This window comes from Streptomyces sp. NPDC000983 (assembly GCF_040299205.1).
GTDB lineage: Bacteria > Actinomycetota > Actinomycetes > Streptomycetales > Streptomycetaceae > Streptomyces.
The window spans coordinates 160,424-178,558 of record NZ_JBEPBM010000006.1; the positions used below are offsets into that span (position 1 = coordinate 160,424).

Below are 18,135 nucleotides of genomic sequence, written 5' to 3' on the forward strand. Positions count from 1 at the left end.
GCTGCCGACTCGGCTTCCTGGCTTGCCCAGTTGCGGCCCGCGACCGGTACGATCCCGGAAAGCCGCCGTCCCCCTCAATGCGCGGCTCCATCCGCTACGAAGGTCATCCATGCCCCACAGCCAAACCTCTGCACCTCGCGACAGCCTGGCCGGCGTACGCCTGGCACGCGGAGCATCGCCGTGGCTCCTCCCGACCGTCGCCACGGCAGCCCTCAGCCTCGTCAAGGCCCGTCGCTCCGGCGCCGCCAAGGCCGTCGCAGTGCCCGCCACCGCCCTCGCGGCGGGCATGCTGTGGTTCTTCCGCGACCCCGAGCGTGAGATCGCCCAGGGCCGCGTCATCTCGCCCGCCGACGGTGTGGTGCAGAGCATCATGCCGTGGAAGGACGGACGCACCCGCGTCGCGATCTTCATGAGCCCGCTGAACGTCCACGTCAACCGCGCGCCGCTCTCCGGCACGGTGACCTCCGTGGAGCACGTCCCCGGCGGTTTCGTCCCGGCGTTCAACAAGGAGAGCGAGAACAACGAACGCGTCGTCTGGCACTTCGACACCGAGCTCGGTGACATCGAGATGATCCAGATCGCCGGCGCGGTCGCCCGCCGCATCGTGCCCTACATCCCGCAGGGGACGAAGGTCGAGCAGGGCGAGCGGATCGGTCTGATCCGTTTCGGCTCCCGGGTCGACATCTACCTGCCCGAGGGCGTGGAGGTCGCGGTCGAGGTCGGGCAGAAGACCGTGGCTGGGGTGACTCGCATTGACCGTGATTGATCCGGAGACACAGGCGGGCTGGGTGCCCGAGGCCGACGGGGTGGACGAAGAAGAGGAGATGCCCCTCTCTCTTCGCCTGTCGATAGCGGACACCCTCACGCTCGGCAACGCGACCTGCGGCTTCATGGCGGTGTACTTCACCACCACCGGCATCCTGATCCCGCACCTCACCGGCAGCCAGGAATCCGGCATGGCCCGCCACAGCGCGGCCACCGCCGTCATCCTGATGCTCTGCGCGGCGGTCTTCGACCTGTTCGACGGCCTGGTCGCGAGGAAGCTCCGCTCGTCCCCCATGGGCGCCGAGCTGGACAACCTCTCCGACCTCATCAGCTTCGGCCTCGCGCCGGCGTACTTCGTCCTGGTCTACGGCATGGTCGCGGACGACGCGCACCAGAAGGTGGCCGCGGTCGGAGCGATCGTGGTGCTGCTGGCCGTGGTGCTGCGCCTCGCGCGGTTCTCGTGCGTGACGCCGCCGAACGGCATGTTCCAGGGCATGCCCTCGCCGTTCGGCGCGCTGACGGTCGTCTCGATCGTGCTGCTGGAGCTGCCGTTCGTGGCGACGCTGCTGGCGATCCTCGGGACCGCGTGGCTGATGGTGAGCCGGGTGGAGTACCCCAAGCCGCGGGGGCGCCTCGCGGTGGCGATGCTCGGCTGGATCGTGCTGAGCATGGGGCTGCTGGCGGCGTGGGCGTTCGACGCGCCGAGCGGGCAGTTGCTGCTGCAGACCGGGTGCGCGTTGCAGCTGGTCATGGGCGCGGTCATTCCGCTGTTCGCGACGGCTCGCCGGGTGAACAACTTCCGCGACAACCGCCGCGAGGCCCGGGCAGCACAGCTCCCGTAACGCTCCGCCGACATTGCTTTCGAGGGCCCCGGGTTTCCACCCGGGGCCCCTCTTCGTGTCTTCGACTGCAGCGCCGTCGTGGCCGGTCGCGCAGTTCCCCGCGCCCCTGGGGAGGTGGCAGCTGGGCGTGCTTCGAGGGGCCCGGGGTTCTTCTGCCCGCTGCTGGGTGCGGCGCCACTGTGGCTGATCGCGCAGTTCCCCGCGCCCCTGGGGAGGTGGCAGCTCGGCGGCTGCACAGTTCCCGGCGCTCCAAAGGACCGGCCAAAAACCCCCGGGCCCCCTCGAACCGCACCCCGCCAAGCCATGACTCCCTGACCTGAACAGCCACCCAACCCCCACCCACCCAGGGGCGCGGGGAACTGCGCGACCAGCCACGACAGTGCCGCGGCCGGAAAACACGACGCGGCCCCACCCACCCAGGGGCGCGGGGAACTGCGCGACCAGCCACGACGGTGCCGCGGCCGATGGTGCGTCGTGGGGTCAGGTCAGGAAGTCCTGGGCGATTTGGGACGCCGTGCGTTCCAGGATGGGGCCGGCTTCCGCGATGCAGCGGGCCACGTCCGGTTCCGTGGCCGTCAGGGGATACGCGCGGCGGATGCCGGCTCGGCCCAGGGCCTCCGGGGGGAGGGCCAGGCGGCCGCAGACCGCCACGACCTCCTTGCCGGCCGCCCGGGCGGCCGCGGCAACGCCCGCGGGGGCCTTGCCGTGGAGGGTCTGCTCGTCCAGGGACCCCTCCCCGGTGATCACCAGCTCCGCCCGCTCCAGCGCCGGCGCGAAGCCCAGCACGTCCAGCATGACCTCGATCCCGGGCCGGAAACGCGCCCCGAGCAGGAGGGCGCCGTAGCCGATCCCGCCGGCCGCGCCCGCACCGGGCGAGACGGCGTACTCGGCCGCCCGCGGGCCCACGGCCGACTCCAGCACCTTCGCGAAGTGGGCCAGCGCAGCGTCCAGCGCGGCCACGTCGTCCGCGGAGGCGCCCTTCTGCGGCCCGTAGACCGCCGGGGCGCCCTTGGGCCCGGTCAGCGGGTTGTCGACGTCGCTCGCGAGCACCAGGTCGACGGAGGACAGCCGCGGGTCCAGGCCGGAGAGGTCCGCGGAGGCCAGGGCGCCGAGCCCGCCCCCGCCGGGCGCCACCGGCTCGCCGTCCGCGTCGAGGAACCGCGCGCCGAGGGCGGTGAGCATGCCGGCCCCGCCGTCGGTGGTGGCGCTGCCGCCGACGCCGAAGACGATGGTCCTGGCGCCCGCGTCCAGCGCGGCGAGCAGGAGCTGCCCGGAGCCGTGGGTGGAGGCCGTCAGGGGCGCGAGGACGCCCGCCGGGAGCCGTTGCAGACCGCTGGCCTCCGCCATCTCCACGACGGCCGTGTCCCCGCGCAGCGCGAACGCCGCGGTCACCTCGTCGCCCAGCGGCCCGGCGACCCGCCTCTCGCGGCGCTCGAACCCGGCGGCGACGGCCGCGTCGACGGTGCCGTCCCCGCCGTCGGCCACCGGCAGCGCCTCGACCTCGACCTCGGGTGCGACCGAGCGGAGCCCCGCCGTCACGCGCTCGGCGACCTGCACGGCCGTCAGCGATCCCTTGAACTTGTCCGCGGCGATGAGCACGCGCTGTGTCACCTGTGATCCCCTTGCTCTCCGGGCCCGCGCGCAGCGGGCCGGTCGCGCCGCTGCGACCTTAACCGCAGGACACCTCCGCCGTCATGCCCCGCCCGGTGACTGGACGGCCCGCCGCCGCGCCGTGCGGGGCGCGCGGAATCGGGTAGACCGAAGTCATGAACCCTGTGGGCACCGAGCACGAGTTCACCGACCGCGTCCTCGGGGGCTGGCTGGGCCGGATCGCCGGCAACATGCTGGGCAAGCCGGTCGAGCAGGGCGACCTGTGGACGCGGGACCGGATCGACCGCTATCTGCGGCGGGCGGCGGCGCTGCCGCTCACCGACTACCTGCCGGAGCCGCCGCCCGGCGACGGCGAGGTCTTCGAGCTGCGCCCCGAGTGGCGCAGCTGTGTGCGCGGCCGGATCCACGGCAGCTGCCGGGACGACGACGTCGACTACGCCATCCTCGGCCTGCACCTGCTGGAGACGCACGGCTTCTCCTTCAGCACCGAGCAGGTCGGCGACCTGTGGCTGCTGCGGCTGCCGTACCTGCAGACGTTCACCGCCGAGCGGGCCGCCTACCGCAACCTCGCCGGCGGGCTGAAACCGCCCCTGACCGCCACCTACGACAACCCCTACCAGGAGTGGATCGGCGCCCTGATCCGGGCGGACGTCTTCGGCTGGACCTGCCCGGGCGACCCGCGCCGGGCCGCGTCGCTGGCCCGCAGGGACGCGGTGCTGTCGCACACCGGGAACGGCGTGTACGGGGCGATGTGGGCGGCGGCGCTGATCTCGGCGGCGTTCACCGCGCCGACCGTGCGCGCGGCGCTGGGCGAGGCGCTCACCGTGATCCCGGCGTCGAGCCGGCTCGCCCGGACCGTCCGCCGGGTGATCTCCCTGCACGACGCCCGGCTGCCGTGGGAGGACACCCTGACGACGGTGTCCGAGGAGACCGCGGGCCTCGGCTGGATCCACACGGTGCCGAACGCAGCCGTCCTGACCGCCGGACTGCTCTACGGCGACGGCGACTTCACCCGGACCATCGCGCTCACCGTGCGGGGCGGCCTGGACACCGACTCCAACGGGGCGACCGCCGGCTCGGTGGCCGGGGTGCGGACCGGGGGCGGGGCCATCCCCGCGCAGTGGCGGGACCCGCTGGAGGACACGGTGCGCAGCGCGGTGTTCGGCTTCGACGGGGTGCGGATCAGCGAACTGGCCCGGCGCACGGTGGCGGTGGCGAACGGCGGGTGACGGCGCCGTCGTTACCCTGTCAGGATGACCACTCAGGACTTCGCCACGTACATCGCGGGACTCCCCCGTGTCCTCGCCGGTGCCGCCGCCCTGTTCCGGGACGCGGCGGGGCGGGTGCTGCTGGTGGAGCCCAACTACCGCGAGGGCTGGGCGCTTCCGGGCGGCACGGTCGAGTCCGACACCGGTGAGACGCCGCGCCAGGGCGCGCGCCGGGAGACGGCCGAGGAGATCGGGCTCGACCTGCCGCTCGGTCCGCTGCTGGCGGTGGACTGGGTGCACGGCACGAACCGGCCGCCGCTGGTCGCCTACCTGTACGACGGCGGGGTCCTCGGCGAGGACGACTTCAAGGCGATCCGGCTCCAGGAGACGGAGCTGCTGTCCTGGCGCCTGGTCCCGCGCGAGGAGCTCACCGGGCTGCTGCCGGGCGCCCTGGGCCGCCGGGTGCTGGCCGCGCTGGACGTGCTCACGGACGGCGGCGGCACGGTGGAACTGGAGAACGGGCACCGGGCCGGCTGACCGGCAGGCCCGCGTCCCCGCACCCTCACGCCCTCGCACCCGAATATCCGTTCGCCCCGGTCGCGGCCCGCGCCTACGCTCGGTGACATGACCAAGCCCCTCGTCGCCCTGCTCAGCGGCGCCGGTGTCAGCACGGACTCCGGGATCCCCGACTACCGCGGGCCGAACGGCCTGTGGCGGCGGGACCCGGAGGCCGAGAAGCTCGTCACGTACACGTACTACATGGGCGATCCGGAGATCCGCCGGCGCTCCTGGCAGATGCGGCGCGCCACCCAGGCGCTCACGGTGGAGCCGAACGCCGCGCACCACGCGGTGGCGGCGCTGGAGCGCTCCGGGGTGCCGGTCAGGGTGATCACCCAGAACGTCGACGGGCTGCACCAGCGGGCCGGGATGCCCGCCCGCAAGGTGCTCGAACTGCACGGCACCGCACACCAGGTGGTGTGCACCGGGTGCCATGCGCGCGGCCCCATGGCGGAGGCCCTGGCCCGGGTGGAGGCCGGTGAGGCGGATCCGCCGTGCCGGGAGTGCGGAGGGATCCTGAAGTCGGCCACGGTGATGTTCGGGGAGCGACTCGACCCGGTGGTGCTGGGCGAGGCCGTCGCGATCGCCAAGGCCTGCCAGGTGTTCGTCGCGGTCGGTACGACGCTCCAGGTGCAGCCCGCGGCGGGCCTCGCGGGCGTGGCCGCCGACCACGGGGCGCGGCTCGTGATCGTCAACGCCGAGCCGACGCCGTACGACGAGCTCGCCGACGAGGTGATCCGGGAGCCCATCGGCACGGCGCTGCCGGAGCTGCTGCGCGGACTGGCCGCGTAGATCACAATCGCTTCCATGACCTCTGCCATCCGCCACACGACGATCGACAGCGCCGACGCCTACGGCCTCGCCTCCTTCTGGTCCGGGGTGCTGGGCCTGCCGCTGCACGAGGACGACGAGCCGGGCGCCGGGGAGGCGCTGATCGAGGGGGCGGGGCTGCTGTTCGTGACGGTCCCGGAGCCCAAGACCGTCAAGAACCGGATCCATCTGGACCTCCAGCCGCAGGACCGCACCCGGGACGAGGAGGTCGAGCGGATCCTGGCGCTCGGCGCCACCCTGGTCGACGACCGCCGCACCCCGGACGGCCTGGGCTGGGCGGTCCTGGCCGATCCGGAGGGCAACGAGTTCTGCGTGGAGCGCAGCGCGGCGGAGCGCACGGACTAGAGCATCCCTGCCGCCCTTTCGAGGTCCAGCAGGCGGCGCTTGCGGTCCAGGCCGCCGCCGTAGCCGGTGAGGCCGCCGTCCGCCCCGACCACCCGGTGGCAGGGGACGATGATGCCGATCGGGTTCTTGCCGTTGGCGAGTCCGACCGCCCGGGAGGCGGCGGGTTTGCCGAGGGCGTCGGCGAGTTGGCCGTAGCTGCGGGTCTCGCCGTACGGGATGCGGCGCAGCTGCTCCCAGACCGTGCGCTGGAACGGGGTTCCGTGCAGGCGGAGTTCGAGGGTGAACTCGGTCAACTCGCCCGCGAAGTAGCCCTCCAGCTGTTCCTCGGCGTCGGCGAAGAGGGTGTCGTCGCGGGCGCCGAAGGTCTCCTCGGCGGGGCGGTGGCGCTGCTCGGTCATGTAGAGCCCGCACAGGACCCCGTCGTCGGCGACGAGGGTGAGGGGGCCGTAGGGGCTGTCGGTCACGCTGTGTCGGCGCATGGAACGTCCTTAGACCGGGAGGAAGTTGATCGGGTGGCTGTCGGTCGCCCAGAGGTACTGGACGGCGTACGCCCGCCAGGGCCGCCAGGCGGCGGCGCGGGCCGTGAGGGCGGCGGGGGTGGAGGGCAGGCCCAGTTCGCCGGCCGCGCGGCGGATGCCCAGGTCGGTGGGGAGGAAGGCGTCGGGGTCGCCGAGGGCGCGCATGGCGATGACCTCGACGGTCCAGGGCCCGAAGCCGGGCAGTTCTAGCAGGCGGGCGCGCGCCTCCTCCCAGTCGCTCTCCACGCCGAGCCGGAGGCCGCCGTCGGCGAGCCGTTCCACCAGGGTGGTGAAGGTGCGCCGGCGGCTGCGCGGCATGGCGAGGGTCTCCGGGTCCAGGGCGGCCAGGGCCGCGGGCGCCGGGAACAGGTCGGTGAGGCCGCCCTCGGGGTCGTCGACGGGTTCGCCGTGCGCGGTGACCAGGCGGGCGGCGTGGGTGCGGGCGGCGGCGGTGGAGACCTGCTGGCCGAGGACGGCCCGGACGGCGAACTCCGCCTCGTCGACGGTGCGCGGCACCCGTCGGCCGGGTGCCTTGGCGACCAGCGGGGCGAGCAGGGGGTCGGTGGCGAGCTGTTCGTCGACGGCGACCGGGTCGGCGTCGAGGTCGAGGAGCCGGCGGCAGCGGCTGATGGCGACGGTCAGGTCGCGCAGGTCGCCGAGGGTGAGCCGGCAGGCGATGTGGTCGGGCCGCGGGGTGAGGGCGACGACGCCGTGGGCGTGGGGCAGGCGCAGGGTGCGGCGGTAGGCGCCGTCGCGCCACTCCTCCACGCCGGGGACGGCGGTCGCGGCGAGGTGGCCGAAGAGGTTGTCGGGGTTGAGCGGGGCGCGGAACGGCAGGCGCAGGGTGAGTGCTCCGGAGGTCCGGCCGGGGCGGGGGGCGCGGGCCCGCAGTTCGCTCGGGGCGAGGGCGAAGACCTCGCGGACGGTGTCGTTGAAGGCGCGGATCGAGGAGAACCCGGCGGCGAAGGCGATCTGCGCCATCGGCAGCGGGGTCGTCTCGATCAGCAGCCGGGCGGTCTGGGCGCGCTGGGCGCGGGCCAGGGCGAGCGGGCCGGCGCCCAGTTCGGCGAGGAGCTGGCGTTCCACCTGGCGGGCGCTGTAGCCGAGGCGGCCGGCGAGCCCCGGCACGCCCTCGCGGTCGACCACCCCGTCGGCGATCAGCCGCATGGCGCGGGCCACCAGGTCGGCGCGCCGGTTCCACTCCGGGGAGCCGGGGCTGGCGTCCGGGCGGCAGCGTTTGCAGGCCCGGAACCCGGCCTGCTGGCAGGCGGCCGCGCTCGGGTGGAACACCATGTTCTCCGGCTTGGGCGCGACCACCGGGCAGCTCGGCCGGCAGTAGATCCCGGTGGTCAGGACGGCCGTGTAGAACCAGCCGTCGAAGCGCGCGTCCTTGGCCTGCACGGCCCGCACGCAGGTCTCGGTCTCGGTGTGCATCCCCGTTCGCATGGCTCAAGCATCGAGGACCCGGAACGCGAAGGCTGGCGAGAATCCGACATCAACCTCGGCTGTCCTGGACCCATGCCGATTCACGCAGCAGCCTGAGTCCGTTGAGGCCGACCAGCACGGTCGAGCCCTCGTGTCCGGCGACACCGAGCGGGAGCGGGAGGTGGCCGAGCAGGTCCCACAGGACGAGTCCGGTGATGAAGACTCCCGCGATCACGAGGTTCTGCACGACCAGGCGGCGGGCGGAGCGGGAGAGCCGCACCACGGCCGGCACGGTCGTCAGCTCGTCGCGCACGATCACCGCGTCCGCGGTCTCCAGCGCCAGGTCGGAGCCGGCCCGGCCGAGGGCGATGCCGGAGTGGGCGGCGGCCAGGGCGGGCGCGTCGTTGACGCCGTCGCCGACGAAGAGCACCTTGCGGCCGCCGTCCTGGAGGGCGCGTACGGCGCCGACCTTGTCCTCGGGGAGCAGTCCGGCGCGGACGTCGGTGAGGCCGGTCGCGGCGGCGACCCGGGCGGCGGCGCCGGGGTGGTCGCCGGTGAGCAGGACGGGGGCGGTGCCGGTCAGCGCGGTGAGGGCGGCCGTGGTGGCGGGGGCCTCGGCGCGCAGCCGGTCGGTGAGGGCGAGGGTGCCGACCGGCTCGCCGTCGCGGGTGACGGCCACGACGGTGGCGTCGCCGTCGGCGTCGGCCCGGCCGACGCTCACCTCGTGTCCGGCGACGGTGGCGGTGACGCCCCGGCCGGGGTGGGCGGTGAAGTCCTCGGCGGGCGCGAGCCGCAGGCCGCGGGTGCGGGCGGCGGCGACGATCGCCCGGGCCAGCGGGTGTTCGCCGGGGTGCTCGGCGGAGGCGGCGAGCGCGAGCAGCGCGTCCTCGTCGAGGCCGGTGCCGGCCGCCGGGCGTACGGCGGTCACCTCGGGGGCGCCCTCGGTGAGGGTGCCGGTCTTGTCGAGGGCGGCGAGGTCGATCTCGCCGAGGCGTTCCATCGCCACGGCCGACTTGACCAGCACGCCGTGCCGGCCGGCGTTGGCGATGGCGCAGAGCAGGGGCGGCATCGTGGCGAGGACGACCGCGCACGGGGAGGCGACGATCATGAAGGTCATCGCGCGCAGCAGGGCGTCGGTGAGTTCGGCGCCGAACGCCAGGGGCACGCCGAAGACGGCGAGGGTGGCGACGACGAGGCCGGCGGCGTAGCGCTGTTCGACCTTCTCGATGAAGAGCTGGGTCGGCGCCTTGGTGCGGGACGCCTCCTCGACCAGGGTGACGATCCGGGCGATCACGGAGTCGGCGGGGTCGCGGGCGACGCGGACGCGCAGGGCGCCGGCGCCGTTGAGGGTGCCGGCGAAGACCTCGTCGCCGGGGCGCTTGACGACGGGCAGCGGCTCGCCGGTGATGGTGGCCTCGTCCGCCTCGCTGGTGCCGTCCAGGACGTGTCCGTCGGCGCCGATGCGCTCGCCCGGCCGGATCAGCAGCAGGTCGCCCACGCCGAGCGCGGCGGCCGGCACGGTCTCCTCGCCCGCGTCGGTGACGCGGGTGGCGGTGCTCGGCGCGAGGTCGAGCAGTCCGCGTACGGAGTCGGCGGTGCGGGCGGTGGCCAGGGCCTCCAGGGCGCCGGAGGTGGCGAAGATGACGATCAGCAGGGCGCCGTCGCAGACCTGTCCGATCGAGGCCGCGCCCAGCGCCGCGACGATCATCAGCAGGTCGACGTCGAGGGTCTTCTCGCGCAGGGCGCGCAGCCCTTCCAGGGCGGGCTCCCAGCCTCCGGTGGCGTAGGCGGCGGCGTAGAGCGGGGCCCAGGTCCAGGCGGGGGCGCCGGCAAGGTCGAGGGCGAGGCCCAGCAGGAAGGCGACGGTGGCGGCGAGCGCCCAGCGGGCCTCGGGCAGGGCGAGGACCCGGGTGCGGCGGCGGGGGGCGGCCGGGGCGGTCGCGGGGGCATGGGCGGGGGCGAGTGCGGTGGACACGCGGGCCACCATACAGGAACACATGAAGACTCATTCATCTGTTCATGCGTGATGGGTAGGATACGCGCATGGGTCATGGAGCCGTCACCACCACCGACGACGAGCGGGTACGTCTGGACGCGGACAACGTCGCGAAGGTGGCGACCACCCTCCAGGCCCTGTCCACCCCCTCCCGGCTGCTGATCCTGGCGCGGCTGCGCGAAGGCCCGCTGCCGGCGACCGAGTTGGCGGCCGAGGTGGGCATGGAGCAGTCGGCCTGCTCGCACCAGCTGCGGCTGCTGCGCAATCTGGGGCTGGTGGTGGGCGAGCGGCGCGGCCGGTCGGTGGTGTACGCGCTGCACGACCACCATGTCGCCGAACTCCTCGACCAGGCCGTCTACCATGTGGAACATCTGCGGCTGGGGCTCAGCGACACGGCGGAGTGAGGGCCGACAGGGCTAGGCCGCGGTCTTGTCGTGGGTCGGCCGCCCGGTCTCGTCCTCCGCGACGAACTCCACCACCGCCAGGGCGAAGAGCAGGGTGAGGGCCAGGCCGACGACGACCGCGCCGGTCGGGTACGGCCACAGGACGAAGGCCACCGCCGCCGCGGCCACCAGCAGCCAGGAGATCCAGGTGCGGTGCCGGTACAGGAAGTGCCCGACCCGCCCGGTGCGCAGGCCCGCCCGGTCCGCGGTGGACCGGACCGCGCCGATGCCGTTGTGCCACAGCTGCCGGACGAATCCGGCCCGGCGCCCGGGTCCGGTGAGCCAGGCGGCGAGGGCGACCACCACGCCCAGGACGACGCCCACCCGGACGGCGACCCGCAGATAGCGGATGAGCGTGTCGTACACCGACTCGGCGGCCGCCTGGGAGACACCCGGGGGCAGGGCGTCGAGGTAGACCACCCGGAAGACGGACAGCGCGATGCCGAGCAGCCCGACGGCGAAGGCGAAGCCGAGCGCGCCGGCGACCAGGGCCCGGCGCCGGCGCACGGCCACCGCCACGCCGGCCGCGACGAGCAGGACCGACACCACGGGCAGCCAGAAACCGACGATCTGGAGCAGCCGGAACCCGGTGCGGACCTTGCCGATGTCCTGCGACTGCACGACGGTGATGTCGGTGTGGATCTCGGGGATGTTCCCGGCCACCGTCATGCCCTCGTCGACGAGCCGCTGCTTGACCCGGTCGACGACCGGCCCGAGGTCGATCGTGACGGCGTCGTCCTTGAGCTGGACCGCGCCGCCGCCCTGGCCGGTGAGCGCCTTGACGACGGCGTCGTGGGCCCGCCGGTTGGCCTCGGTCCAGATCGTCTCGAAGGCGTCGGAGGCGACGACGGCCTGCGCCTTGTCGTGCACGAAGCTGCTGACCGCGTCCTGGAGGGAGTCGCCCAGCTTGCCCAGCGCCTTCTCCACCAGCGGCCGGTCCGCGGCCTCCGTCTGCTGGAGCAGGGCGGCCAGGTCGAGGCGGGACATCAGGGCGTCGGTGACCCGGGTGGCCACGGCGTTCTGGACGTCCTTGTCACCGGCGAGCGGCTCGACCGTGTCGACATAGCGATCCGTGTCGCCGGCGAGGTCGGCGGTCCAGGCCGCGACCGCGCCCAGCGGGGCGAGGATGCAGCCGAGGACGATGAGCACGGTGGCCAGCACCGCCCGGCCCACATGCCGCTTCGGCCGCCCGGCCCGCTCCTCCTCCAGCGCGGCGACCCGCGCCCGCAGCCGCTCCAGCTCCTCCTGAGAGGCACCCGAGGCATCGCCGTCGCTCGCCATGCCGTTCTCCCTCCTGCTCCGCTGGGCTCAGCAGAACCCGGGGAGCGGAGGGCGGCGACCTCGACGGGCCGGACGGGTGAGCGAAGGCGCACGCCCGCGGCGGCAGAAAACGGGTGACCACCGCAGCGGGCGGTGTACGCGCGGGGCGCGCGGGCGTGGCGGGTGATGGTTGAGTTTCCGCTGTTCGGTCGGCGTCATGTGCGAGCCACGATGATTCTCGACCGGATCCCTGCAGGGCTGGTGCAAGAGGGGCGCACCCTGACATCCGGGCACCCTCACCTGGTTTCCGTGGTCAGACCACCGGCGCGTGGACGATGCGGATGTGCCGACCAGTTTCGTTCTCCGGCCGCGCGGAAGCAGGGCCGCTCGGGAACGGCGTCGTTGTGCTGTACGGCCCCTCCGTCTTGTCCGTCAGCGGAGCTGTTCCGTGAACGCCTCGTACGCCCGGTCGTCGAAGAGGACGAAGCGTGCCTCCTCGACGTCCGTCCGCGCGGCGCGCACCGTTTCCACCGCGATGCGGGCCGCGTCTCGCATGGGCCAGCGGTAGACGCCGGTGGAGACGGCCGGGAAGGCGACCGTGCGGGCGCCCAGTTCGTCGGCGACGCGCAGGGACTCGCGGTAGCAGGAGGCGAGCAGGTCCGAGCGGTCCTCGCTGTCGCTGTGGACGGGGCCGACGGTGTGGATCACCCACCGCGCGTCGAGTTCCCCGGCCGTGGTGGCGACCGCCTGCCCGGTCCGCAGGCCCTTGCCGTACCGGGACGCGCGCAGTGCCCGGCACTCGGCGAGGATCTCGGGGCCGCCGCGGCGGTGGATGGCGCCGTCGACCCCGCCGCCGCCGAGCAGCGAGGAGTTGGCGGCGTTGACGATGGCGTCGGCGCTCTCCCGGGTGATGTCGCCCTGGACGAGCGTGATCGTGGTCATGTCTGCCTCAACCTTCTCCAGACGGCCTTCGCCGCGTTGTGCCCCGACATTCCGTGCACCCCGGGCCCGGGCGGGGTGGCCGAGGAGCAGATGAAGACCGCCGGATGCGGGGTGCCGTAGGGGGACAGCGACAGCTTCGGCCGCAGCATGAGCTGCAGTCCCGAGGCCGCGCCGGAGCCGATGTCGCCGCCGACGTAGTTGGCGTTGCGGGCGGCGAGTTCGGCCGGTCCGGCGGTGGCGCGGGCGAGCACCAGGTCCCGGAACCCCGGTGCGTGGCGCTCCAGTTGGCGTTCCATCGCGTCCGTGAGGTCGCCGGTCCAGCCGTTGGGGACATGGGCGTACGCCCAGAAGACCTGCTTCCCGGCGGGGGCCCGGTCCGGGTCGACGACTCCGGGCTGGACCGTGATCATGAACGGCCGGTCGGGTGCCCGCCCCTCCCGGGCGGCGGCGCGAAGGGCCGCGCCGATCTCCGCGCTGCCGGCGCCGAGCTGGACCGTGCCGGCGCGCCGGGCCTCCGGGGCGGTCCACGGGACCGGTCCGTCCAGCGCGTAGTCGATCTTGAAGACTCCGGCGCCGTACCGGTAGCGCTCGTAGTACCGCCCGAACCCGGCGATCCGGGCCAGCGCGGTCGGTGAGGTGTCGAAGATGTACGACCGGGCCGGCGGCAGGTCGTCGAGGCGCTTGACCTCGTAGTCGGTGTGGATCGTGCCGCCGAGGTCGCGCAGGTACGCGGCGAGCGCGTCCGAGATCGCCTGGGAGCCGCCCCGGGCCACGGGCCAGCCCCGGGCGTGCGCGGAGAGGGCGAAGACCAGGCCCACGGCGCCGGTGGCGAGGCCGTTCAGCGGCGCCATGACATGGGCCACCAGGCCGGCGAAGAGGGTCTTGGCGCGCTCGCCCTGGAAGCGGCGGGTCAGCCAGGTGGACGGGGGCAGTCCGGCCAGGCCGAAGCGGGCGAGGGTGACCGGGTCGCGCGGCAGGGAGGTCAGCGGCAGCGACATGAAGTCCCGCGCCAGGGTGTCCCAGCGGGGTAGGAAGGGCTCGACCAGCCTGCGGTACGCGCCGGCGTCCCGGGCGCCGAAGGAGGCCGCCGTCTCCCCGACCGAGCGGGAGAGCACGGCGGCGGTGCCGTCGGGGAACGGGTGGGCCATGGGCAGTTCGGGGTGCAGCCACTCCAGTCCGTAGCGCCCGAGCGGCAGGGCGCGGAACGCCGGGGAGTTGACGCCCAGCGGGTGCGCCGCCGAGCACGGGTCGTGGCGGAACCCGGGCAGGGTGAGTTCCTCGGTGCGGGCGCCTCCGCCCACGGTGTCACGCGCCTCGAAGAGGGCCACGGAGAATCCCCGCCGGGCCAGCTCCACGGCGGCGGTCAGCCCGTTCGGCCCCGCCCCCACCACGACCGCATCGAGCATCGACGGCACCTTCGGACTCCTTCGTCAGCCGATGGCCACTCGGGATCAGGATAGGCCGGGGCACCGACAGCCGGTGCGGGGCGGTGACGCCCGGCCCGGTCGCCCCGGCCCCACTCCCCCGGACGTCCGGTCAGTCCGTGGCCGGCGCGGACGACCACTCCGTGGCCGGTGCGGACAGTCGGTCCGCGGACGAACCGGACGGTCAGTCCGTGGCCGGACCGGACGGTCAGTCCGTGGCCGGACCGGACGGTCAGTCCGTGGCCGGTGCCAGCAGCGCGCGCAGCCGTTGCGCGGTCGCCGCGTCGCGGGCGGCCGTGAACGGCAGGGCGTTGCCGCCCGTCACCCCGAACGGCTCGCCGCTGAGGGTGAGATGGGCGCCGCCCGCCTCCTCGACCAGCAGCAGGCCCGCCGCGTGGTCCCAGGCGGCCTCCCAGCTGAAGGCGACGCCGTCGGACTCGCCCCGGGCGACGGCGAGATACTCCAGGCCGGCCGAGCCGCAGGGGCGCGGGGCCACGCCCTCGGTCCACAGGCCGAGCAGGGCCCGCTTCTGCGCCTCGGTGGTGTAGTCGGGGTGGGAGGTGGCCACGCGCAGGTCCCGGCCGGGTTCCGGGGCGCCGGAGTTCAGGCGCTCGCCGTCGAGGAAGGCGCCCTGTCCGCGGACCGCGGTGGCGAGCAGGTCCAGGGCCGGGGCGTAGGTCCAGGAGGCGAGGAGTTCGCCACCGCGGGCCAGCGCGACCAGCGTGCAGAAGCCGGTGTCCCCGGCCACGAACTGGCGGGTGCCGTCGACGGGGTCGACGATCCAGACGGGGGCGTCGCCGCGTATCGCGTCGTAGGTCGCGGGGTCGGCGTGGACCGCCTCCTCGCCGACCACGACGGAGCCGGGCAGCAGGGCGCCGAGCGCCTCGGTGAGGTACTGCTCGGCCTTGCGGTCGGCGTCCGTCACCAGGTCGTGCGGCCCGTTCTTCTGGTCGACCTCGTGCGCGGCCAGCTTGCGCCAGCGCGGCATGATCTCCAGGGCGGCGGCCCGGCGGACGGCTTCGGTCACGTCGAGGGAGCGGTGGGCGAGAAACTCGTCGATGGTTTCCGTGTCTACGATCATGCCTCCATCAGAACACGCCGCACCGACAAGCCCGTCCGGGGGTGGTGCACTCCGGGTGGAATCGGCATGAACAGGCGGGTTCGTCCGCCGGTGACCGGGCCGCCACCGGGGCAGGGCCGGGTCGCCACCGGGGCAGGGCCGGGTCACCGGCCCACGGCGTAGCCCTGCATGCCGCGCGGGTTCGCGGCCGCCGACAGCAGCCCGGTGCGCGGGTCCCGCGCGACGGCGCACAGCCTCCCCTCCGACCAGGGCTCCGCGACGGTCACCCGGTGGCCTCGCCGGATCAGCTCGTCGACGACGGCGGGGTCGGTGCGGGACTCCACCGTGACGCTGCCGGGCCGCATCCCGCGCGGGTGGAACGAGCTGGGGAAACTGTCGTTGTGCCAGTTCGGCGCGTCGATCGCGCCCTGGAGGTCGAGGCCGCCGCGGACCCGGCCGCGCAGCGCCACCCCGAGGAAGAAGTGCAGTTGCCACTGGTCCTGCTGGTCGCCGCCGGGAGTGCCGAACGCCAGTACGGGCTCCCCGTCGCGCAGGGCGAGGGAGGGCGAGAGGGTGGTGCGCGGGCGCCGTCCGGGCGTCAGGGCGGCCGGGAGTCCCTCCTCCAGCCAGGTCATCTGGAGCCGGGTGCCGAGCGGGAAGCCCAGTTCGGGCACGACGGGGTTGGACTGGAGCCAGCCGCCGCTGGGGGTGGCCGCGATCATGTTGCCCCAGCGGTCGACGACGTCGAGGTGGCAGGTGTCGCCACGGGTCGCGCCGTCCGGGCCGGCCCCGGGCTCGCCCGGCGCGTCGTAGCGGGCGGTGGTGGGCTCACCGGCGCCCCGGGCGGTCGCCCGCTCGTCGAGGACCGTGCCGGCGTGTGCGCTCAGGCGGGGCGTCCGGCCGCCGGGGCTGCCCGGGCGCAGCGCGTGGGAGGCCCGCTCGCCGACGAGCGCGCGCCGGCCGGCGTTGTACTCGGCGGACAGCAGCTCGGCCAGCGGCACCTCGCCCGCGTCCCCGTACCAGGCCTCGCGGTCGGCCATGGCCAGCTTGCAGCCCTCGATGAGCAGGTGGAGGTGGTCGGCGGAGCCGTACGGCGGCAACTCCTCGGGAAGCAGCGCGAGTTGCTGGAGGAGGACGGGGCCCTGGCTCCAGGGGCCGACCTTGCACAGGGTCCAGCCGTTCCAGTCGTGGGTGACCGGGGCCTCGTAGCTCGCGGACCAGCCGGCGAGGTCGTCGGCGGTGAGGGTGCCGGCGTGGTGCTCGCCGCTGGTGTCCAGGGTGGGCCGGCCCGCCTGCCGCACGAGGGCCTCGGCGATGAAGCCGGTGCGCCACACCTCGCGGGCCGCCTCGATCTGGGCCTCCCGGTCGCCCGCCCCGGCGACCTCGGCGAGCAGCCGCTTCCAGGTCGCGGCGAGGGCGGGGTTGCGGAAGGGCACACCGGGGCGCGGCGGCCGGCCGTCCGGCAGGTACACCCGCGCCGACGACGTCCACTCGGTCTCGAACAGCTCGCGTACCGCCTCGACGGTGGCACCGAGGTTCTCCACCGGCGGGTGCCCGTGCTCTGCGTATCCGACGGCGTACTTCAGCACGTCGGCGAGGGTTCTGGTGCCGTGGTCGCGCAGGAGCAGCAGCCAGGCGTCGAAGGCGCCGGGCACGGCGGCGGCCAGGGGGCCGGTGCCGGGGACGAGGTCCAGGCCGAGGGCGCGGTAGTGGGCGACGGTGGCCCCGGCCGGGGTGACGCCCTGGCCGCACAGCACGCGCACCTCGCCGCCCGCGGGGGCCAGCAGCGCCGGCACCTCGCCGGCCGGTCCGTTCAGGTGCGGTTCGACGACGTGCAGTACGAACGCGCCCGCTACGGCCGCGTCGAAGGCGTTGCCGCCGTCCTCCAGCACCGCCATGGCCGACTGGGAGGCCAGCCAGTGGGTGGAGGACACCATGCCGAACGTGCCCTGGAGCGTGGGGCGGGAGGTGAACAAGGACGGTCTCCTCACGGCGCTGCCGACGGGTCGTGGAATCGTACGCGGATCACTTCCCGGTGTCCGGCCGGCCACGCGGGCCTCCGCCGCCGACCCTGTGGACATAACGTGCATATACCGCACGGTTGGTGGGTCACAGTGACCGCGCACGCACGGAGCGAAGTAACACTTCCGCCCCACCGGCAGGCGTGCAACACTGCCGTCCCGTCCGCTGTGCGGGCTCTCGCCGCACCCTCCCCCACGAAAAGTGAGCCGTGCGTCCCCTTTCGCTGCCGCTCGCCCTCACCGCCCGTCTGTCCCCCGTCGTGGTGCTCGCCGCGGCGGGCTGGGCCCTGACGTCCGGACCGTTCGCCGCGACCCCGGCGGCCGAGCCCCAGGCGCAGGCGAAGACGGAGAACAAGTCCGCCTCGGCGCCCTCCACCTCCGCCGCGTCGAAGACGTACACGGACGCGCCCGCCCCTTGCGGAAGTGTCCCCAAGGCGACGGTCACCGCCCTCGTGCCGGGCGCCAAGACGGCCGGCAAGGAGATCCCGTCGACCGACACCGAACTGCGCCGCACCTGCTCCTGGAACGCCCTCAAGGGGTACGACTACCGGTGGCTCGACGTCTCCTTCGAGATCACGAAGTCCGACGAGGACGCGACGAAGTCCTACGCGCAGCGCGTGGAGGCCAAGAGCGGCGGCGGTGAGGTGCCGGGTCTCGGTGACGCGGGCTACTCGGTGGTGAACCTGACCACCGAGGACAAGCAGAAGACCCGGGAGGGCGTGGTGCTGGCCCGGGTCTCCAACGCGCTGGTCGTCGTCACCTACAACGGCAGCGACTTCGAGTCCAAGGAAGCGCCCAGCTCGGACGAGATCAACAAGGGTGCGATCAAGGCGGCGAAGGCCGCGGTGGCGGCGCTGGAGGACGGCAGGAAGGCCTGACCGTCCTC

At 74.2% G+C, this 18,135-nt stretch carries 17 protein-coding genes; 8 read left to right on the forward strand and 9 right to left on the reverse strand.

All coding sequences use genetic code 11. The features are described 5' to 3' along the window. The first annotated feature begins 109 nt into the window (after positions 1 to 109). Positions 110 to 766 (forward strand): phosphatidylserine decarboxylase, encoded by a 657-nt coding sequence (locus ABT296_RS09215; protein WP_351924924.1) that lies wholly within the window; start codon positions 110 to 112, stop codon positions 764 to 766. A gap of 22 nt (positions 767 to 788) precedes the next feature. After that, on the forward strand, positions 789 to 1,607 hold the full coding sequence (pssA, locus tag ABT296_RS09220) for a CDP-diacylglycerol--serine O-phosphatidyltransferase (protein WP_351925185.1): 819 nt from the start codon (positions 789 to 791) through the stop codon (positions 1,605 to 1,607). A 480-nt stretch (positions 1,608 to 2,087) separates the two neighbouring features. Here the strand turns inward: pssA and ABT296_RS09225 are convergent, their stop codons facing one another. Next, on the reverse strand, positions 2,088 to 3,218 hold the full coding sequence (locus ABT296_RS09225) for a glycerate kinase (RefSeq protein ID WP_351924926.1): 1,131 nt from the start codon (positions 3,216 to 3,218) through the stop codon (positions 2,088 to 2,090). 155 nt (positions 3,219 to 3,373) lie between these two features. Here ABT296_RS09225 and ABT296_RS09230 point away from each other — a divergent pair, with 155 nt between their 5' ends. The 4 genes from ABT296_RS09230 to ABT296_RS09245 all read left to right on the forward strand — a co-directional run bounded on the left by ABT296_RS09230 (position 3,374) and on the right by ABT296_RS09245 (position 6,160). After that, positions 3,374 to 4,447, forward strand: a complete 1,074-nt coding sequence (locus ABT296_RS09230) for an ADP-ribosylglycohydrolase family protein (RefSeq protein ID WP_351924928.1) — start codon at positions 3,374 to 3,376, stop codon at positions 4,445 to 4,447. A gap of 24 nt (positions 4,448 to 4,471) precedes the next feature. Continuing rightward, complete coding sequence (locus tag ABT296_RS09235; protein WP_351924930.1) at positions 4,472 to 4,963, forward strand: NUDIX domain-containing protein; 492 nt, start codon at positions 4,472 to 4,474, stop codon at positions 4,961 to 4,963. A gap of 87 nt (positions 4,964 to 5,050) precedes the next feature. Next, positions 5,051 to 5,776: an SIR2 family NAD-dependent protein deacylase gene (locus tag ABT296_RS09240; RefSeq protein ID WP_351924932.1), complete on the forward strand. Its 726-nt coding sequence runs from the start codon at positions 5,051 to 5,053 to the stop codon at positions 5,774 to 5,776. Positions 5,777 to 5,791: 15 nt separating this feature from the next. Next, positions 5,792 to 6,160, forward strand: a complete 369-nt coding sequence (locus ABT296_RS09245; protein ID WP_351924934.1) for a VOC family protein — start codon at positions 5,792 to 5,794, stop codon at positions 6,158 to 6,160. Here the strand turns inward: ABT296_RS09245 and ABT296_RS09250 are convergent. The 3 genes from ABT296_RS09250 to ABT296_RS09260 form a co-directional block, all read right to left on the reverse strand. After that, positions 6,157 to 6,639 carry a methylated-DNA--[protein]-cysteine S-methyltransferase gene (locus ABT296_RS09250; protein WP_351924936.1) on the reverse strand — a complete coding sequence of 161 codons (483 nt, stop codon included), beginning with the start codon at positions 6,637 to 6,639 and terminating at the stop codon, positions 6,157 to 6,159. The genes ABT296_RS09245 and ABT296_RS09250 overlap by 4 nt on opposite strands. A gap of 9 nt (positions 6,640 to 6,648) precedes the next feature. Further along, positions 6,649 to 8,112: a DNA-3-methyladenine glycosylase 2 family protein gene (locus tag ABT296_RS09255; RefSeq protein ID WP_351925187.1), complete on the reverse strand. Its 1,464-nt coding sequence runs from the start codon at positions 8,110 to 8,112 to the stop codon at positions 6,649 to 6,651. A gap of 61 nt (positions 8,113 to 8,173) precedes the next feature. Beyond that, positions 8,174 to 10,090 carry a heavy metal translocating P-type ATPase gene (locus ABT296_RS09260; protein WP_351924938.1) on the reverse strand — a complete coding sequence of 639 codons (1,917 nt, stop codon included), beginning with the start codon at positions 10,088 to 10,090 and terminating at the stop codon, positions 8,174 to 8,176. Between the two features lie 56 nt (positions 10,091 to 10,146). Between ABT296_RS09260 and ABT296_RS09265 the strand changes: the two genes are divergently transcribed. After that, the gene (locus ABT296_RS09265; protein ID WP_351924940.1) at positions 10,147 to 10,503 is read left to right on the forward strand and encodes an ArsR/SmtB family transcription factor; all 357 of its coding nucleotides are present in this window, start codon (positions 10,147 to 10,149) and stop codon (positions 10,501 to 10,503) included. 12 nt (positions 10,504 to 10,515) lie between these two features. Here ABT296_RS09265 and ABT296_RS09270 read toward each other — a convergent pair whose 3' ends face one another. The 5 genes from ABT296_RS09270 to ABT296_RS09290 form a co-directional block, all read right to left on the reverse strand. Continuing rightward, a complete protein-coding gene (locus tag ABT296_RS09270; RefSeq protein WP_351924942.1) occupies positions 10,516 to 11,823 on the reverse strand; it encodes a hypothetical protein in 1,308 nt (435 codons plus the stop codon). Positions 11,824 to 12,234: 411 nt separating this feature from the next. Further along, a complete protein-coding gene (locus ABT296_RS09275; protein WP_351924944.1) occupies positions 12,235 to 12,744 on the reverse strand; it encodes an O-acetyl-ADP-ribose deacetylase in 510 nt (169 codons plus the stop codon). Then, positions 12,741 to 14,150: a phytoene desaturase family protein gene (locus tag ABT296_RS09280; protein ID WP_351924946.1), complete on the reverse strand. Its 1,410-nt coding sequence runs from the start codon at positions 14,148 to 14,150 to the stop codon at positions 12,741 to 12,743. Before ABT296_RS09280 ends, ABT296_RS09275 begins: the two co-directional genes overlap by 4 nt. A gap of 250 nt (positions 14,151 to 14,400) precedes the next feature. After that, on the reverse strand, positions 14,401 to 15,249 hold the full coding sequence (locus ABT296_RS09285) for an inositol monophosphatase family protein (protein WP_351924948.1): 849 nt from the start codon (positions 15,247 to 15,249) through the stop codon (positions 14,401 to 14,403). A 143-nt stretch (positions 15,250 to 15,392) separates the two neighbouring features. Further along, a complete protein-coding gene (locus tag ABT296_RS09290; protein WP_351924950.1) occupies positions 15,393 to 17,204 on the reverse strand; it encodes a gamma-glutamyltransferase family protein in 1,812 nt (603 codons plus the stop codon). 254 nt (positions 17,205 to 17,458) lie between these two features. On the opposite strand from ABT296_RS09290, the gene ABT296_RS09295 reads away from it, so the two are divergent. Then, positions 17,459 to 18,127 carry a hypothetical protein gene (locus ABT296_RS09295; protein ID WP_351924952.1) on the forward strand — a complete coding sequence of 223 codons (669 nt, stop codon included), beginning with the start codon at positions 17,459 to 17,461 and terminating at the stop codon, positions 18,125 to 18,127. The last annotated feature ends 8 nt before the right edge of the window (positions 18,128 to 18,135 follow it).

Coding starts and splice junctions, on each gene's coding strand:
- ABT296_RS09215 (WP_351924924.1), top strand. CDS start 110: ATGCCCCACAGCCAAACCTCTGCACCTCGCGACAGCCTGGCCGGCGTA.
- ABT296_RS09230 (WP_351924928.1), top strand. CDS start 3,374: ATGAACCCTGTGGGCACCGAGCACGAGTTCACCGACCGCGTCCTCGGG.
- ABT296_RS09235 (WP_351924930.1), top strand. CDS start 4,472: ATGACCACTCAGGACTTCGCCACGTACATCGCGGGACTCCCCCGTGTC.
- ABT296_RS09240 (WP_351924932.1), top strand. CDS start 5,051: ATGACCAAGCCCCTCGTCGCCCTGCTCAGCGGCGCCGGTGTCAGCACG.
- ABT296_RS09245 (WP_351924934.1), top strand. CDS start 5,792: ATGACCTCTGCCATCCGCCACACGACGATCGACAGCGCCGACGCCTAC.
- ABT296_RS09250 (WP_351924936.1), bottom strand. CDS start 6,639: ATGCGCCGACACAGCGTGACCGACAGCCCCTACGGCCCCCTCACCCTC.
- ABT296_RS09255 (WP_351925187.1), bottom strand. CDS start 8,112: ATGCACACCGAGACCGAGACCTGCGTGCGGGCCGTGCAGGCCAAGGAC.
- ABT296_RS09260 (WP_351924938.1), bottom strand. CDS start 10,090: ATGGTGGCCCGCGTGTCCACCGCACTCGCCCCCGCCCATGCCCCCGCG.
- ABT296_RS09265 (WP_351924940.1), top strand. CDS start 10,147: ATGGGTCATGGAGCCGTCACCACCACCGACGACGAGCGGGTACGTCTG.
- ABT296_RS09270 (WP_351924942.1), bottom strand. CDS start 11,823: ATGGCGAGCGACGGCGATGCCTCGGGTGCCTCTCAGGAGGAGCTGGAG.
- ABT296_RS09275 (WP_351924944.1), bottom strand. CDS start 12,744: ATGACCACGATCACGCTCGTCCAGGGCGACATCACCCGGGAGAGCGCC.
- ABT296_RS09280 (WP_351924946.1), bottom strand. CDS start 14,150: ATGCTCGATGCGGTCGTGGTGGGGGCGGGGCCGAACGGGCTGACCGCC.
- ABT296_RS09285 (WP_351924948.1), bottom strand. CDS start 15,249: ATGATCGTAGACACGGAAACCATCGACGAGTTTCTCGCCCACCGCTCC.